At 72.4% G+C, this 16,356-nt stretch carries 17 protein-coding genes; 9 read left to right on the top strand and 8 right to left on the bottom strand.

Going from position 1 to position 16,356, the window contains the following annotated elements:
* Nucleotides 1-7: 7 nt before the first annotated feature.
* Complete coding sequence (locus tag JK364_RS36820) at nt 8-1,405, bottom strand: DUF6421 family protein (RefSeq protein WP_201855742.1); 1,398 nt, start codon at nt 1,403-1,405, stop codon at nt 8-10.
* A gap of 309 nt (nt 1,406-1,714) precedes the next feature.
* Between JK364_RS36820 and JK364_RS36815 the strand changes: the two genes are divergently transcribed.
* On the top strand, nt 1,715-2,398 hold the full coding sequence (locus JK364_RS36815; RefSeq protein WP_201855741.1) for a glycerophosphodiester phosphodiesterase: 684 nt from the start codon (nt 1,715-1,717) through the stop codon (nt 2,396-2,398).
* Nucleotides 2,399-2,496: 98 nt separating this feature from the next.
* Here JK364_RS36815 and JK364_RS36810 read toward each other — a convergent pair whose 3' ends face one another.
* On the bottom strand, nt 2,497-3,054 hold the full coding sequence (locus JK364_RS36810; protein WP_201855740.1) for a GNAT family N-acetyltransferase: 558 nt from the start codon (nt 3,052-3,054) through the stop codon (nt 2,497-2,499).
* 124 nt (nt 3,055-3,178) lie between these two features.
* On the opposite strand from JK364_RS36810, the gene JK364_RS36805 reads away from it, so the two are divergent.
* Nucleotides 3,179-3,565: a VOC family protein gene (locus JK364_RS36805; protein ID WP_201855739.1), complete on the top strand. Its 387-nt coding sequence runs from the start codon at nt 3,179-3,181 to the stop codon at nt 3,563-3,565.
* A 67-nt stretch (nt 3,566-3,632) separates the two neighbouring features.
* Here JK364_RS36805 and JK364_RS36800 read toward each other — a convergent pair whose 3' ends face one another.
* Entirely contained in the window at nt 3,633-4,052 is a 420-nt protein-coding gene (locus tag JK364_RS36800; RefSeq protein WP_201855738.1) for a PPOX class F420-dependent oxidoreductase, read from the bottom strand.
* Between the two features lie 216 nt (nt 4,053-4,268).
* Between JK364_RS36800 and JK364_RS36795 the strand changes: the two genes are divergently transcribed.
* The 3 genes from JK364_RS36795 to JK364_RS36785 all read left to right on the top strand — a co-directional run bounded on the left by JK364_RS36795 (nt 4,269) and on the right by JK364_RS36785 (nt 6,765).
* Nucleotides 4,269-4,871, top strand: coding sequence for a DUF5134 domain-containing protein (locus JK364_RS36795; RefSeq protein ID WP_201855737.1), 603 nt, complete (start codon nt 4,269-4,271; stop codon nt 4,869-4,871).
* A gap of 118 nt (nt 4,872-4,989) precedes the next feature.
* The gene (locus JK364_RS36790) at nt 4,990-5,925 is read left to right on the top strand and encodes a M56 family metallopeptidase (RefSeq protein ID WP_037963850.1); all 936 of its coding nucleotides are present in this window, start codon (nt 4,990-4,992) and stop codon (nt 5,923-5,925) included.
* Between the two features lie 150 nt (nt 5,926-6,075).
* Nucleotides 6,076-6,765, top strand: a complete 690-nt coding sequence (locus tag JK364_RS36785) for a phosphatase PAP2 family protein (protein WP_201855736.1) — start codon at nt 6,076-6,078, stop codon at nt 6,763-6,765.
* 49 nt (nt 6,766-6,814) lie between these two features.
* Here the strand turns inward: JK364_RS36785 and JK364_RS36780 are convergent, their stop codons facing one another.
* On the bottom strand, nt 6,815-7,492 hold the full coding sequence (locus JK364_RS36780) for an O-methyltransferase (RefSeq protein ID WP_201855735.1): 678 nt from the start codon (nt 7,490-7,492) through the stop codon (nt 6,815-6,817).
* A 122-nt stretch (nt 7,493-7,614) separates the two neighbouring features.
* Between JK364_RS36780 and JK364_RS36775 the strand changes: the two genes are divergently transcribed.
* The gene (locus JK364_RS36775) at nt 7,615-8,583 is read left to right on the top strand and encodes a pirin family protein (RefSeq protein ID WP_201855734.1); all 969 of its coding nucleotides are present in this window, start codon (nt 7,615-7,617) and stop codon (nt 8,581-8,583) included.
* Nucleotides 8,584-8,602: 19 nt separating this feature from the next.
* Here JK364_RS36775 and JK364_RS36770 read toward each other — a convergent pair whose 3' ends face one another.
* Nucleotides 8,603-9,004: an ArsR/SmtB family transcription factor gene (locus tag JK364_RS36770; protein WP_201855733.1), complete on the bottom strand. Its 402-nt coding sequence runs from the start codon at nt 9,002-9,004 to the stop codon at nt 8,603-8,605.
* Between the two features lie 107 nt (nt 9,005-9,111).
* Here JK364_RS36770 and JK364_RS36765 point away from each other — a divergent pair, with 107 nt between their 5' ends.
* The gene (locus JK364_RS36765; RefSeq protein ID WP_201855732.1) at nt 9,112-11,085 is read left to right on the top strand and encodes a heavy metal translocating P-type ATPase; all 1,974 of its coding nucleotides are present in this window, start codon (nt 9,112-9,114) and stop codon (nt 11,083-11,085) included.
* Between the two features lie 55 nt (nt 11,086-11,140).
* Here JK364_RS36765 and JK364_RS36760 read toward each other — a convergent pair whose 3' ends face one another.
* The 3 genes from JK364_RS36760 to JK364_RS36750 form a co-directional block, all read right to left on the bottom strand.
* Entirely contained in the window at nt 11,141-12,622 is a 1,482-nt protein-coding gene (locus JK364_RS36760; RefSeq protein WP_201855731.1) for a hypothetical protein, read from the bottom strand.
* Nucleotides 12,619-13,455, bottom strand: coding sequence for an undecaprenyl-diphosphate phosphatase (locus JK364_RS36755; protein WP_201855730.1), 837 nt, complete (start codon nt 13,453-13,455; stop codon nt 12,619-12,621). The genes JK364_RS36760 and JK364_RS36755 overlap by 4 nt, the downstream gene beginning before the upstream one ends.
* An 87-nt stretch (nt 13,456-13,542) precedes the next feature.
* A complete protein-coding gene (locus JK364_RS36750) occupies nt 13,543-14,760 on the bottom strand; it encodes a glycosyltransferase family 4 protein (RefSeq protein WP_201855729.1) in 1,218 nt (405 codons plus the stop codon).
* A gap of 242 nt (nt 14,761-15,002) precedes the next feature.
* Here JK364_RS36750 and JK364_RS36745 point away from each other — a divergent pair, with 242 nt between their 5' ends.
* Complete coding sequence (locus JK364_RS36745; RefSeq protein ID WP_037963840.1) at nt 15,003-15,380, top strand: BlaI/MecI/CopY family transcriptional regulator; 378 nt, start codon at nt 15,003-15,005, stop codon at nt 15,378-15,380.
* 39 nt (nt 15,381-15,419) lie between these two features.
* A complete protein-coding gene (locus tag JK364_RS57160; protein ID WP_201855728.1) occupies nt 15,420-16,352 on the top strand; it encodes a M56 family metallopeptidase in 933 nt (310 codons plus the stop codon).
* Nucleotides 16,353-16,356: the final 4 nt, after the last annotated feature.

Here is a 16,356-nt window from a genome sequence, read left to right as displayed (position 1 = left end):
GCGGTGCTCATGCCGCCGCCGGTAGGTCGCTGTCGGCCGTGATGCCCTTGGTCGAGGCGACCACGTCTCGCAGCTTCTTCCCGAGCGCCTCGTAGAACATGCTCAGCGGAAACTCGTCGGGGAGCACGTCGTCGACGAGTTTGCGCGGCGGCTGGCTCAGGTCCAGGGCTTCGGGGCCCTTGGCCCAGACCGAGCCGGGGTGCGGGGCGAGATAGGTCGACACCAGCTCGTACGCCTTGAACCAGTGGACGAGCTTGGGGCGGTCGATGCCGTCGCGGTAGAGCTTCTCGATCTCGCCACACAGCTGGTTGGTGACCTGCGAGGCGCGGGACCAGTCGATGTGCAGGGTGTTGTCCGTCCAGCGTACGACGTCGTGCTGATGGAGGTAGGCGAAGAGCAACTGGCCGCCGAGCCCGTCGTAGTTGCGGACCCGCGCGCCGGTGACCGGGAACCGGAACATCCGGTCGAAGATCACGGCGTACTGGACGTCGCGGGCCTGGGCGACGCCCTCGGCGTCCAGCTTCACGGCCTCCTTGAAGGCGGTGAGGTCGCAGCGCAGCTCCTCCAGTCCGTACATCCAGAACGGCTGCCGCTGCTTGATCATGAAGGGGTCGAACGGCAGGTCGCCATGGCTGTGGGTGCGGTCGTGGACCATGTCCCACAGGGCGAACGCCTCCTGGCAGCGGCGCTGGTCGGCGAGCATGTCCCGGATGTCGTCGGGGAGTTCGATCCCCAGGGCCCGGACGGCGGCCTCGCTGACCCGGCGGAACCGGGCCGCCTCGCGGTCGCAGAAGATGCCGCCCCAGCTGAACCGCTCGGGGGCCTCCCGGACGGCGATGGTCTCGGGGAAGAGCACCGCGGAGTTGGTGTCGTAGCCGGAGGTGAAGTCCTCGAAGGCCAGTCCGCAGTAGAGCGCGTTGTCATAGCGGGTGCGCTCCAGCTCGGCCAGCCACTCCGGCCAGACCATGCGCAGCACCACGGCTTCCAGATTGCGGTCCGGGTTGCCGTTCTGCGTGTACATGGGGAAGACCACCAGGTGCTGGAGGCCGTCGGCGCGCGTGCGGGCGGGCTGGAAGGCGAGCAGCGAGTCGAGGAAGTCGGGGACGCCGAATCCCTCCTCGGTCCAGCGGCGCAGATCCGCGACGACCGCCCGGTGGTAGTCGGCGTCGTGCGGAAGCAGCGGGGCGAGCTCCTCGATGGCCCCGATCACCCGGTCGACGGTCGCCGCGGCGGTCTCCCGAGTGGGTGCGCCCTCGGCGTCGAAGTCGATGGAACCGTCCTTGGACTGCCACGGGCGAAACGTTTCGACAGCGTCCTTGAGGGTTGGCCAGGCCGGATGATCGACCACACGCTCTGCGGGCAGAACAACACCTTCAGCTATCGCGGACGAAAGAATTTTCGTCATGACCACTCCTTAACCGAAGAAACTCGCGTATGGCCACCGTATCTGCGGAAGCTCCCTCGCTCAAGCGGCGGTACGGGAAATCATCCTGCGCCACACCCGCACCACCGCAGTTTTTCCTGCCTCCATCGGCTCGGCTCATGCCACGGCCCCGCTTGAACGGTCCCGTCATGAGCGGCCGGTATGGTGTGCGCCGGTCCGGGCGGCCCGTCCGCCGCGTGCCGATGAATCAGCCATCCCACTGCCTCCCCCGACCCGACGAAGACGACCCGACGAAGGCCGTTCGAGGGCCGTCAGAAGAGCGAGACAGCGTTGACTTTTCTCACCATCGGACACCGCGGAGTGATGGGTGTCGAGCCGGAGAACACCCTGCGGTCCTTCGTTCGCGCCGAGCACGAGGGCATGGACGTCATCGAACTGGACCTGCACCTGAGCAAGGACGGCGCGCTCGTGGTGATGCACGACGCGGACGTCGACCGCACCACCGACGGCAAGGGCCCGATCAGCGACTTCACCCTCGCGGAGCTGCGCGGGCTGGACGCCGGGGAGGGTGAGCGGATCCCCGTCTTCGAGGAGGTCGTGGACACCGTGGCGGCGCCGCTCCAGGCCGAGATCAAGGACACGGCGGCCGCCCGGGCGCTGGCCGAGGTGCTGACCCGCCGCGATCTGCTGGACCGGGTGGACATCCTGTCCTTCCACGACGAGGCGCTCGCGGAGATCCGCACCCTGCTCCCGACCGCCCGCACCGCCCTCGTGGCCAGCCGCTACGGCCTCGATGTGATCGACCGGGCGCATGCGGTCGGCGCCGGGATGCTGGTGCTCAACATCCGCAGGCTGACGCTGGAGCTGGTGGAGAAGGCGCACGCCGACGACCTCAAGGTCATCGGCTGGACCGTGAACACCCCCGACCATCTGAAGCTGGTCCGCGGCCTCCACCTGGACGGCGCCACGACCGACTTCCCGGAGATCCGGCGGGCGGCGCGCTTCACGGCGTGACGCACCGGCGGACGGCATTCACCCGTACGGCGTAAGCGGTGTGACGAGGCCCGGGGCTCTCGGAGTCCCCTCTGAGGGCCCGGGGCCCTCGGAGGGCCTCAGTCGAGGGGCTTGATCAGCAGCTCGAACTCGAGGTCGGCGCGGCGCGGCAGGCCGAAGCGCTCGTCGCCGTACGGAAACGGGGTCATCCGGCCGGTACGGGCGTAGCCGCGCCGCTCGTACCAGGCGATCAGCTCCTCGCGGGCGGAGATCACCGTCATATGCATCTCCTTGGCGCCCCACTCCGCCCGCGCGAACCGCTCGGCCTCGGCGATGATCTCCTTGCCCAGGCCCCCGCCCTGGAGCGCGGGCCGGACCGCGAACATGCCGAAGTAGGCGTGGTCACCGCGGTGCTCGAGCTGGCAGCAGGCGATCAGCTCACCATTCCGCTCGACGATCATCATCCGGCCGTTCTCGGCCCCCACCACGTCCGCGACGGCCTCCGGGTCGGTGCGCTGCCCGTCCAGGATGTCCGCTTCCGTGGTCCATCCGGCGCGGCTGGCGTCCCCGCGGTAGGCCGACTCGATCAGGGCCACCAGCCCCTCCACATCGGCCTCGGCCGCCGTGCGGAAGGTAAGGGGGTCAGTGGCTCGTACGGTGGCGTCCGCGGTGTCCATGGCGTCGGCGGGTTCCCTTCGGTGACGGTCGGGCGGCCGGTGGCCGGTTGCCGGTGTGACGGTCGGTGGCGGCAAATAGACCTTAACCTGCCCCGAAGGGGTCAGGTTGCGTAGTGTCGCGGGCATGGTTCACGTACTGAGCAGCCGTGTCCTGCTGCGGCCGACGGACCCCGAGCGCTCCCGGGCGTTCTACGGCGAGGCCCTGGGGCTGGCGGTCTACCGGGAGTTCGGGACGGGCCCCGAGCGCGGCACCGTCTACTTCCTCGGCGGGGGCTTCCTGGAGGTCTCCGGCCGCTCGGACACCCCGCCCGCCCCGGGCCTCCAGCTGTGGCTCCAGGTGGCGGACGCGGCGGCGGCGCACAAGGAGCTCACCGCTCAGGGGGTCGAGGTGCTGCGGCCGCCGCAGAAGGAGCCGTGGGGGCTGGTGGAGATGTGGATCGCGGATCCGGACGGCGTGCGGATCGCGGTCGTGGAGGTCCCCGAGGACCATCCGCTGCGCTACCGCCCCTGATGTCCCCTCCTCGTGCCGCCCGCCCCGTCACGGCTCGCGGTGGCGGGGCGGGCGACACCGAGGGGACTCAGCCGGGCTGGGCGTTCTCCTTGTGCTCGCCCCAGCCGTGCCAGCGGTCGATCTCGATCCAGGCGCTGATCCGGCCGCGGTCCCGCCGCGGGTAGTCCTTGCCCAGGTACTGCTGGGCCAGCCGGTCGATTCCGGCCAGGTCCTTGTCGTCCTGGAGCTCGACGACCCGGCCGATGAGGGTGATGTGGTTGTACCAGTTCCCCTCGTCGATCACGGTGAGCGTGACCCTGGGGTCGTTGCGGATGTGGTCGAGCCGCTTGCGGCCCTCGTCCATGTTGACCAGGACCCGGCCGTCGTCCCAGAGGTACCAGGTGGCCGCAGACACCGGCTGACCGTCGGACCGGATCGTCGCGATCACGGCCGGATTGGGCTTCTCGAGCATGGCGACCGCGGCCTCGGGAAGCGGTGGGTTCGACACGGGCTCTCCTCCTCTTTGGACAGCTGTTCGCGTCCCGTGGTGCGGCTGGGGCCTGCGTGATCCACCGGGCGCACCTCTCACCGTGCCATACCGCTCCCCGCGCTCCCCACTGCTCCGCACGCCCCGCGCTCCCCCACTGCGCCCGTGTGCTCCCGTGTGTGGTGCCGCGGCAGGGGATGTCTCCTGGTATTACGTCCCCGTTCGGGAGGTGTGGCCGTGCACGGACCTCCACTCATCGGCTGGCTGCTGGTCGTGCTGTGCGCGGCCACGGGTGGCTACTGTCTGCTGCAGATGCGCGGTGAGCCGCCCGGGGCGGGGCGGCGGATCGCGGGCGCCGAGGCGCTGATGGGGTGGGGGATGGCCGTGATGGCGGTGCCGTCCACCGTGCTGGACCCCCGTCCCTGGGGTCCGCCCGCCTTCGCGGCGGTCTTCGCCGTGGCCGCCGTAAGGGCGATGCTGCCGGTCCCGCGCGGTATGGGGCTCCCGGGGCACCGTCTGCATCATGCCGTCGGAGCGCTGGCGATGGTCTATATGGCGCTCGCGATGATGGTGGGCACCACGGGCGGTCACCATCACAGCGGCGGGATGGCCCCGGGCCGGATGGCGGGCGGGGTGCCGCTGCTCACCGGGGTGCTGCTCGTGTACTTCGCGGTCTACGTCGTACGGTCCGGGCTGCGGCTCGTACCGATGACGGACGGGGCCGTGGACGGGGCGGGGGCGGGACCGCCCGGCGCCGGCTGGTCACGGCGGCCCGAGCTGCGGCATGCGTGCAGGCTGTCGATGGGGATAGGGATGTTCGCGATGCTTCTCACGCTGTGAACGGGCGGCGGGTCGGCCCGTAGCCGTACCGTGGTATGCCTCAGCCGCACCGTGGTATGCGTCACTTCCCCGCCGTGACCGTACCCGGCCCGAGCGTCGCGATCATAGGCTGACGGCCATGATGGTCCCGTTCGCGCTGATGGGCCTCGGCGCACTGGCGGCGGCAATGGCGCCGCGCCTGTTGTCCCGCTCCGACTGGATCGACCGCGAACCTGTGCTCGCCCTCTGGGTGTGGCAGTGCGTGGTCGTCGGGGTGCTGTTGTGCTGCGCGCTGACCATGGCGCTCACCGGGGCGGCCGCCTGGGATGCCGTGCGCGGCAATGTCTTCGCACCCGCGCCCAAGGGCGTGGTGGAGGCGTACGCGCTGTCCGGCTACGGGCCGTTGGCCGCGCCCGTCGCCCTCGTGCTCGCCTTCGGGGCCGTCTGGAGCGCGGTGATGCTCACCCGCGAGATCGGCCGCGCCCGCGCCTGGCGCAGGCAGCACCGCGCCGAACTCCTCGTCCGCTCCCCCGCCTTGCCCGGTGAGGAGCCCGGCGAGGAGCGTCTGGTGGTCCTGGAGAGCGACAAGCCGGACGCCTGGTGGCTGCCGGGCACCACGCCCCAGCTCGTCATCACCACGGCGGCGCTGCGCCGCCTCAAGGGCCGTCGGCTGGACGCCGTGATCGCCCATGAGCAGGGCCACGCCCGCGCCCGCCACCACTGGCTGCTGCACTGCTCGGGCGCGCTGGCCATCGGCTTTCCGCAGGTGACCATGTTCGCGGCGTTCCGTGACGAGGTGCACCGGCTGGTCGAGCTGGCCGCCGACGACTCCGCGTCACGGCGCTTCGGGCGGACGACCACCGCGCTCGCGCTGGTCGAACTCAACGAGGACCGCGGGGTGTTCGGCCCCTGCCCCAGCGCGCTCGCCCAGGTGCCGCAGCGGGTGGACCGGCTGCTGGCCCCGGCCTCCCGCCTCCCGGTGGCGCGCCGCTGGCGCCTTACGGCCACCGCGGCGCTTGTCCCGGCCGTCCCGCTGCTGGTCACGTTGGTCCCGGCGCTGCGGGTGCTGGGGTAGGCGTTCTCGGCGTTCTCGGCGTTCTCGGCACAACGGCGGCTCCCGGCTCGGCGCGACGGCGGCTCCCGGCAGGCACGACGGCGGCTCCCGGCCATGGGGAGACCGAGGGCCTCCTGGCTCCGGGGCCCGCCCGTCGGCGATCATCGACCCATGCAGCCGGCAACCCTCCACCGCCGAGCCGCCCGCGCCGCGGCCGTGCTCACCGCGCTCTTCCTGGTACTGCTCGCCCTGGTGGCCGCCCATTGGGGGCCACTGGGGACCGTCGACCGGGACATCGTCGTCACCCTGCACCACTCCGCCGTCCGCCACCACGGCTTCACTCGGACCAACAGGGTGCTCACGGACTGGTTCTGGGACCCCTGGACGATGCGCGCGCTGCTGGCCGTGGCCGTGGGGTGGCTGCTGTGGCGCCGGGAATGGCGGCTCGCCCTCTGGGTGGCCGTCACGGCGGCGCTGGGCACGGCGCTGCAGCAGGCGGTGAAGGCCGCGCTCGACCGGGAGCGTCCCCGGTGGCCGGATCCGGTGGACTCGGCGCACTACGCGGCCTTCCCGTCCGGCCACGCCCTGACCGCGACCGTCACCTTCGGGCTGCTGCTGTGGCTGCTGACACTGCACGGGGCACCGGCGAAGTGGCTGCGCCTCATGGCCGCCGTAGGGGTGGTATCCGTGCTGGGCGTCGGCTTCACCCGCCTCTATCTGGGCGTCCACTGGCCCAGCGACGTCCTGGCCGGCTGGCTGCTGGGCGCGGCGCTGGTGTACGGGGCGATCGCCTCGTACGGCTATGTCCAGAGCCGTACGAACCAGCGCGCGGCGTCCCCCGAGGGGAGGGTGCCCTCATGAGCCCCGGACCCATGCCCCGACCAGCGGGTACGGCAGCCGCACCCGGGTGCTAGCCGAGCCGCACCCCGGCCAGGATCCCGTGTGCGACCGGCAGGCGCAGCGAGAGGTAGCCGCTCGCGGGGTCGGCGAGGTACTCCCGCATCTCCCGGTGGATGTCGAAGCCGAACTCCATGTCCAGGTCGTCCACGAGCACCAGCGCGCCCCGGCGCAGCCGGGGTTCCACCACCTTGAGCACCTCCCGGTTGAGGTTCGGCCAGCCGTCCATCAGCAGCAGGTCCACCGACCCGGGCAGGTCCCGCAGCGTCTCCCGCGCGTCGCCGACGCGGACGGTGGCGATGTCGGAGAGCCCGGCGGCGGCGATGGCCTCCGTGGCCTTGGCCACCTTGTCCGCCTGCAGCTCCGTGCCGATCACCTGCCCGCCGCCGTTGTCCCGCACCGCGCTGGCCAGGTAGAGGGTGGACACGCCGAAGGAGGTTCCGTACTCGACGACGGTCCGCGCGCCGGTCGCACGGGTGAGCAGATAGAGCAGCTCACCGCCTTCCTTGGACACCGACATGGAGGCGTCCTTGAACGTCTCGGCCATCTGACTGGCGTCCAGCTCGGCCCAGGCCGACTTGGGGTCGGTCACACCGGTCTCGGCGAACGCGCGCTCGTCGCCTTCGCGCTCGGCCTCCAGCAGTCCGTCCAGGACGGTCGCCACGGGCTCGGTGTGCAGTGTGGACGGCATACGATCTCCTTCAGGGTCGGTGCGGTCACCGGATAGATTCTTCTTCCGGCGGCGATCCGACCGCCCCCTAAACATCCCCCTGGCTCCCCCTGAGCTGCCCGGGGCGATGGGAGAGTGCGGTCATGAGCAATCTCGATACGAGGCCCGCGCCGACCGTGTGCGGCGGCCGCCGGGACGTCAACGCCCAGCCGGTCCGCGAGCTGCTGGCCGCCAAGCAGGTCGCGCTGGGCGAGTCCACCATGGTGCGCCGGCTCCTGCCGAACCTCGGGCGGCGCATGGTCGGCGCGTGGTGCTTCATCGACCACTACGGCCCGGACGACATCGCCCAGGAGCCGGGCATGCAGGTCCCTCCGCATCCGCACATGGGGCTGCAGACGGTCAGCTGGCTGCACGACGGCGAGGTGCTGCACCGCGACAGCGTCGGCAGCCTCCAGACGGTGCGCCCCGGCGAGTTGGGGCTGATGACCTCGGGCCGGGCCATCTCACACTCCGAGGAGTCCCCGCGCGAGCACGCCCGGCTGCTGCACGGGGCACAGCTGTGGGTCGCGCTGCCCGATGGCGACCGCCATATCGCCCCGATGTGGGAGCACCACGCCGAGCTGCCCCGGGTGACCGGCGGCGGAGGGCTGCAAGCGACGGTCGTCCTCGGCGAACTGGACGGCGCGGCCTCGCCCGGCACCACGTTCACCCCGCTGATGGGCGCGGACATCGCCCTCGCGGCCGGCACCGACACCCGGCTGCCGGTGCGGCCCGACTTCGAGTACGCGGCCCTCACCATGTCCGGCGAGTCCGAGGTCGACGGGGTGCGTCTGGCCCCCGGCTCCCTCCTCTACCTCGGCTGCGGACGCGCCGAACTGCCGCTGCGGGCGGACGTGGACAGCGCGCTCATGCTGCTGGGCGGGGAGCCCTTCGAGGAGAAGATCGTGATGTGGTGGAACTTCATCGGGCGCTCCCATGACGAGATCTCCCAGGCCCGCGAGGACTGGACGTCGGGCTCCCGCTTCGGCGAGGTCCACGGCTACGCCGGCGGTCCCCTGCCCGCCCCGGAGCTCCCGCCCGTGCCCCTGAAGCCACGCGGCCGGGCGCGCTGACCCGCAACGAGACGGCGTCTCAGCGGGCCGCGGATACCTCGTCCACGTCCCCGGCCGACTCTTCCGACGCGTCGCTCAGCCCCAGCCGCAGGTGTTCAACGTGGTAGAGGGCCTGGTCCAGCAGTTCGGCGACATGGTTGTCGTACAGCGAGTACACCACCGAGCGGCCATCGCGGGTGCCCACGACCAGGCCGAGGTTGCGGAGCAGCCTCAGCTGGTGGGAGCACGCGGACTGCTCCATCCCGACCGCGGCGGCCAGTTCGGTGGCCGGCAAGGGCCCCTCCCGCAGCCGGGCCAGGATCAGCAGGCGGGATGGCGTCGCCAGCGCCTGCAGTGTCGCGGCGACCCTCGGGGCGCTGCCGGCGTCCAGGCGGGCGCGCGGTACGGCGTTGTCAGCGGCGGGTGCGACTCCATGGCCCATGCGTCCAGCCTACCGACCCGTTCAGGAACACATGAAGAGCTGTTCATTCAGTCCTGTAACGTGGAGGCCGAGCCCATTGCCGCCTCCCCTGAAGGACGCCGCCTGCCATGTCATCGACCCTCACCCGCCCGGTCGCGCCGCCCGGGGTGGTCCGTGATCCGGTGGCGCCCGGGCGCCGGACGCGGATCTTCGCCCTGCCCGAGGCCCGCTGGGCGGCGGCCGCCCTGGTGCTGTTCCTGATCGCGCTGCCGCTCCAGCTGTTCGGCGCACCGGCATGGGCGTGGGGGCCGCTCTACGCGCTCACCTACGTCACCGGGGGCTGGGAGCCGGGCTGGGCCGGATTGCGGGCCCTCAGGGACCGGACCCTGGACGTCGACCTGCTGATGGTGGTCGCCGCGCTCGGCGCGGCCGCGCTCGGGCAGGTGCTGGACGGGGCGCTGCTGATCGTCATCTTCGCCACCTCAGGGGCGCTGGAGGCCATCGCCACCGCGCGGACCGCGGACTCGGTGCGCGGTCTGCTCGACCTCGCCCCGGCCACCGCCACCCGGCTGTCCGGGGACGGCGCCGAGGAGACGGTGCCCACCGAACAGCTGACGGTGGGCGATGTGATCCTCGTACGTCCCGGGGAGCGGATCGGCGCGGACGGCCGGGTACGGGAGGGCACGAGCGAGGCGGACCAGGCCACCATCACCGGGGAACCGCTGCCGGTGGCCAAGGCGGCCGGTGACGAGGTGTTCGCCGGCACGCTCAACGGCACCGGCGCGCTGACCGTGCGGGTCGAGCGCGATCCGTCGGACTCGGTGATCGCACGGATCGTGCGGATGGTGGCGGAGGCCTCGGAGACGAAGGCCCCCACCCAGCTGTTCATCGAGAAGGTGGAACAGCGCTATTCACTGGGCATGGTGGCCGCCACCCTGGCGCTGTTCGCGGTGCCGCTGCTCCTCGGCGCGGCGCTGCGGCCGACCCTGCTGCGGGCGATGACCTTCATGATCGTCGCCTCTCCGTGCGCCGTGGTGCTGGCGACCATGCCACCCCTGCTGTCCGCCATCGCCAACGCCGGGCGCCACGGTGTGCTCATCAAGTCCGCCGTGGTCATGGAGCGGCTCGGCCAGGTCGACGCCGTGGCCCTCGACAAGACGGGCACCCTGACCGAGGGGACCCCTCAAGTCACCGATGTGTGCCCGCTCAGCCACTCGGGCCTGACCGAGGAGGCCCTGCTGACCCTGGCGGCGGCGGCCGAGCACCCCAGTGAGCACCCGCTGGCCCGGGCCGTCGCCGATGCCGCCCGGAAGCGTGGTCTGGAGCTTCCGGCGGCCTGGGACTTCGCCTCGGCCCCGGGTACCGGCGTGACCGCCACGGTCGGCGGGCGCACCGTCGCGGTCGGCAGCCCTGGCCGCCCGCGGGAGCCGCACCCCGACCACCCCGCCACCGCGCTGGCGACCCGGCTGGAAGCGGCCGGCCGTACCGCGGTCCTGGTGGAGGTCGACGGCTCGGCCGTCGGCGTGCTCGGCATCGCCGACCGCCTGCGCGAGGACGCCACCGCCACCGTCGCCGCGCTCACCACGCTGACGGGCACCGCCCCGGTGCTGCTCACCGGGGACAACCCGCGCGCCGCCCGCCTGCTGGGAACCGAGGTCGGAATCACCGATGTCCGCGCCGGACTGCTGCCGCAGGACAAGGTCACCGCGGTCAAGGAGCTGGCGGGCGCGGGCCGCAAGGTGCTGGTCGTCGGTGACGGCGTGAATGACGCGCCCGCCCTGGCCGCCGCCCATACGGCCGTCGCCATGGGACGAGCGGGCTCCGACCTCGCCCTGGAGACCGCCGACGCCGTCGTCGTCCGGGACGAGTTGGCCACCATCCCCACCGCCGTCTCCCTCTCCCGCCGCGCCCGCCGCCTGGTCGTGCAGAACCTGGTGATCGCCGGGGTGTTCATCACCGGCCTGGTCGTCTGGGACCTGGTCGGCACCCTGCCGCTTCCGCTCGGTGTCGCCGGGCACGAGGGCTCCACCGTCATCGTCGGCCTCAACGGCCTGCGCCTGCTGCGCGACACGGCCTGGCGGAGCGCCCGGGACCACGCGTAGGGCCGTCAGCGGGCGGCGAGGCGCGCGGTGTCGGCGGCGAGGAAGGCGATCGCGGCTACCGCGACGATGAAGCGGGGGCACGGCCATCGGGGTTCCCCTTCTGGACGTAGGCGGTGAGTCCGGTGCCCGGCAGGCGGTGGGGGGTCCAGGCGCGGGCGTAATGGGGAGGGCCGGAGCGGGTCCTGGCGAGGGCGGCGGTGGGTTCGCGGGCGGCGCGGTGCAGCAGGGTGTGGGCGGTGGTGTCGCGGTTGTTGCCGCCGACGTTGGCCGAGGCACAGCCGGCGTCGTAGCCGATGGGCGGGGCGTGTCTGCCGCTGACCAGGCAGGGCGGGGTGAGTCCGAGGCGGCGCAGGTCGTGGGCGGCGGTGCGGTAGCGGTCGGCGGTGGCGCGGGCGGTGGCCATGTCGCGGTCGAGGACCTCGTACTGCGCGGACAGGTGCAGGGCGAGCAGCGCGGCTGCCAGCCCGGCGGCCAGGGCGCGGGCGCGGGGCGGGCGGATGGCCCGCGCGGAGCGTGCGGCCAGGGCGGCGAGCGGAAGGGAGAGCAGGGCGTAGACGGGCAGCAGGAAGCGCGGTGCGGAGTAGTCGATGAGCAGCAGGTAGGGGATGCTCAGCGTGGCGGCGCAGGCGATGGGAAGCAGGATGACCGTGTCGCGCCGGGCGCGCCAGGCCAGGACGCAGGCGGTGAGGGCGAGGACGGGCAGGGCCAGCCACCACAGGGTGAGCTCGGGGTGGGTGAGCGGGACGTGGCAGGGGCGGCACAGCAGAGGGCCGTTGAGGCTGCGCCAGGCCATGCCGCCCGCCCAGTGCGCGCCCATGCCGCCCTCGGTGGTGCTGGAGCGGTGCAGCCGGGCGCCGACTCCGCCCCAGCGCGCGTACGCCTCCGCGATCCACTCGGCGCCACCCACGGCGAACCCGCCGACCAGGGCGAGCGCGGGCGCCGGGCGCCGCCAAGCCGGGACGATCGCGCACGCCGCGAGCAGCGGCAGGGCGAGCCAGACGCCGTCGGAGAAGCGGAAGCAGGTGGCGGCCGCGACCGTGGCGCCCAGGCCGAGCAGGGCCCGCCGCCCCGCGGAGGGGTGGACGGCACGCGGGAACCAGCCGACGGCCGCCACCGCGGACAGGGCCACCCACAGGTTGGGCATGGCCTGCGGTCCGTAGAGCAGGGTGGTCCACAGGCCGGCGAACAGCAGCGCGGCCAGGGCGGTCCGCCTGGGGCCGAGCAGCGGCTGCCAGACGCGGTAGGCCGCGTACAGGGCGGCGGCGGACAGCAGCGCCAGGACGACCCGGAGCACGGTGGTGGAGTCGGTGACGGCGAGGACGGGAGCGGCCAGGAGGCTGATGCCGCGCGAGCGCGGGGCGCTGAAGTACGCGGCCGGGCGGTGCGGGTCGACCTGGGAGAGGTACACCGTTTCGTCCCAGCCCAGCCCCAGATGCGGGACCACGAGGGCGAGTTGGGTTACGGCATAGGCGAGGGCCACCAGCGCCGGCCACGGGATCGGGCGTGGCGGGCGGATGACCGTACGCGAAGCGGTCATGCCGTGAGCGCTCCGGTACCCAGCAGGCCGAGGAGCAGCAGGCCGACGGCGACGCGGTAGATGACGAACGCGTTGAAGGAGTGCTTGGCGACGAACTTCAGCAGCCAGGCGATCGAGGCGTAGGCGACCACGAACGAGACAGCGGTGCCCACCACGAGGGGGCCGGTGCCGACCCCGGCGCCGACGGCGTCCTTCAGCTCGTACAGGCCCGCGCCGGTGAGCGCCGGGATGCCGAGGAAGAAGGACAGCCGGGTGGCGGCCACCCGGTCCAGGTCGAGGATGAGCGCGGTGGACATGGTGGCGCCGGAGCGTGAGAAGCCGGGGAAGAGCAGCGCGAGGATCTGCGAGCAGCCGACCAGCATGGCGTCCTTGAAGCTCGTGTCGTCCTCGCCGCGCTTGTGGCGGCCCATCTGGTCGGCCACCCACATCACACCGGACCCGACGATCAGGGATCCGGCGACCACCCACAGGGAGGCGAGCGCGCCCTCGATGAGGGGTTTCGCGGCCAGGCCCACGATCACGATCGGGAGGGTGGCGTAGATGACCCACCAGGCGAACTTGTAGTCGTGGTGGTGACGCTGTTCGCGGTGGGCGAGTCCGCGTCCCCAGGCGGAGACGATCCGCACGATGTCCTTGAAGAAGTACACCAGTACCGCGGCGATCGCGCCGACCTGGATGACGGCGGTGAAGCCGACCACGGAGGTGTCGTCGACCGGGATGCCCATCAGCCCTTCGGTGATCTTCAGGTGGCCGGTGGAGGAGACGGGGAGGAACTCCGTGATGCCTTCGACGATGCCGAGGATGGCCGCCTGGCCGATGCTGATGGCACTCATCTGGATCCGTTTCTGTGGTGGCTGGAGCGGGTCGCCGTGTCCGCTGGGGGAAACGGCGCGGTGCGGCCGCGGTCGGTGGGATGGGGGTCAGCGGCGCAGACGGCGCAGGGCCCGGCCCGCACGGTTGCGCCAGCGGGCCTTGTGGCGCTGCCAGGCACGGGAGGTACGCGTGGCGGCGAGGTCGTCGAACAGTTCCTCGTAGGCGTGGGCCACATGGGCCGGGTCGAAGCGGCGGGCCGCGTCGCGGGCGGCCTCGCCCATGCGGCGGCGGCCGGGCTCGTCGGCGATCAGGTCGCTCAGCGCGGCGGCCAGCGCCTGCCGGTCGCCCATGGGGACCAGGCGGCCGTCGACGCCGTCGTTGATGATCTCGGCGGGGCCGAGCGGGCAGTCGGTGGCGACCACCGGTATGCCACAGCGCATCGCCTCGGCCAGCGTCATGCCGAAGGACTCCGCGTCGGAGGCGGAGGCGACGATCGACGCCTTCGCGAACTCGGCCTCGATCGGGGACACCGCGCCCATCAGCGCCGCCCGGTCTCCCAGGCCCCGCTCCTCGATCAGCCGCCGGAGCCGTTCCTTGTCGGCGCCCGCGCCATAGACGCGCAGCGACCAGTCGGGGTGCTTGGCGGCGACATCGGTGAATGCCTCGATGAGCAGGTCGAACCGCTTGGCGCGCACCAGGCGTCCGGCCGCGGCGATGACGGGGGCGCCGCCGTCGGCGGGCGGCAGGCCGGGGTCGGGCACACCGTTGGGGACGGCCAGGATCCGCACGCCCGGCAGCCGCATCTTCGCCCGGTAGACGGCCGCGTCGGCGTCGGTCGTGGTGACCACGGCATCCAGGTCGCGGTAGTCCCGGGCGAGCTGGGCGCGCAACTTCTTGGTGTGCATGTCGTGGGTGAGGTGTTCCTGGGCGATGCGCAGTGCCCGGGGCGGGGCGAAGCGGGCCAGGTATACGTTGATGCCCGGCCGGGTGCCGATGATCACGTCCGCGTCGCAGCTCCGCAGGTACTCCCGCGCCCGCTGGTCGTTGAGGCGGCTGTACTGCTGGTACCGCTTCTCGGCGGTGGGGAAGACCCCGGCCGGCCGGTGCAGCAGCGGATCGTCCTCGTCCGCGCTGTTCTCCCGTATGTCGACCAGGGGCACCACCGTCACCCGTGGATCGACGACGAACCGCGGGTGGGTGCGATGGCGGTGCATCGACACGATCGTCACCTCGTGCCGGTCGGCGAGGGCCGCGGCGAGATTGAGCGTGGTGCGGATCGTGCCGCCGATCGCGTACACGTTGTGGATCAGGAAGGTGATCTTCACTTGGCGCTCCCCACGGTCGGCTCCGCGGCGGTACGGGTCCGGGCGCGGCGGCCGGTCGGCAATGGGGCGGCATCCAGCGGATCGAGGGCCAGAGGCACCGCGGGGTCCTTTCCGGCCGTGCGCCGACCAGGGCAGGGTTCGGCCCGGGTACGAGCGCATGGCACACTTGGGAGACAGTGACTTTTACACCGGTGTAGGAGTTCTACACGACTGTAGAAGATGAGGGAAGGGACGCCAAATCCATGGGCACCCGCACACCAGGACATGGCCCCAAGCGGCCCAACGGTGCACGCGAGGCCGAGATCCTCGAACTGCTGCAGCGGGCCGACGGCGCGCTGACCCCCCGGGAGGTCACCGAACGCCTCGGCAGCGAGCTGACCTACAACAGCGTGGTGACGATCCTCACCCGCATGCACACCAAGCAGCTGCTCACCCGCACCCCGCGCGGCCGGGCCTACGCCTACGCCCCCGTGACCGACGACCCCGGCTTCGCCGCCCGCCGCATGCGCTCGGTCCTGGAGGAGCGGTCCGACCGCCAGGACGTCCTCGCCCGCTTCGCCGACGGCCTGTCCACCACCGACGCGGACCTGCTGCGCCAACTGCTCGACCCCGACCAGTAGCCCGACCAGTAGTCCGACCAGTAGGAAGAGGCCGCCGAGATGCGCATCGCCGTCTACATCCCCCTGCTGCTCTCCCTGCTCGCTCCCCTCGGAGCACGCCCCCTGGCGGAGCGATGCGAACCGCGCCTGGCGACCTGGCTGCTCACCGCCTCGGCCCTCGTACTGGGCACGGCGACCACCATCTCGCTGGGGCTGCTGGCCATCACCGGGCTGATCCGCTTCCCCCAGCTGGCCGGCCTCGGCCACTGGTCGGCCCACACCGCGCAGCGCGACGACCCCGCCGAACTGTCCGTCGCCCTGATCGCCGGGCTACTGCTCGGCGCCGCCGTCCTCATGGCCGCCCGCATGCTCTGGCGGCGCGTCCGCACCCTGACCGCCGCCGCCCTGGAAGCGGCCTGTATGCCCGCCGAAGACGGCCTGGTCGTGATCGAGGACGAGGCTCCCAACGCCTTCGCGATCCCCGGTCTGCCCGGCCGCGTCGTCGTCTCCACCGGCATGCTGCACACCCTGGACGAGACCGAGCGCCACATCCTGCTCGCCCACGAACGCGCCCACCTGACGGCCCGCCATTACGCCTTCGTCGCCCTGGCCCAGTTCGGCGCCGCCGCCAACCCCCTGCTACGCCCCCTCGCCACGGCCGTGACGTACACCATCGAACGGTGGGCCGATGAGAGCGCGGCCGCCGCCACCGGCGACCGCCAACGGGTCGCCCGCACCGTCGGCAAGGCCGCCCTCGCCGCCCACCAGGCCCCCGGCCGCACCCCGGGTGCCGCCCTGGCCATCCTCGGCCGCCGCACCCCACTCGCCGCCGCCGGACCCGTGCCCCGCCGCGTCGCCGCCCTCCTCGCTCCCCCCTTCGGCCGCCACCCCGTCCTCGCCGCCGCGACAGCCATGGTCCTCGCCGCCACCGCCCTGTCCACCGCCGAGGCCGCCCACGACCTCCACCTCCTGCTGGAAGCCGTCGGCGCCTGATGGA

This window comes from Streptomyces endocoffeicus (assembly GCF_016741935.1).
Classification (GTDB): domain Bacteria; phylum Actinomycetota; class Actinomycetes; order Streptomycetales; family Streptomycetaceae; genus Streptomyces; species Streptomyces endocoffeicus.
The sequence above is the reverse complement of the archived record's forward strand: the minus strand, read 5'-3'. Positions and strand labels throughout refer to the sequence as shown.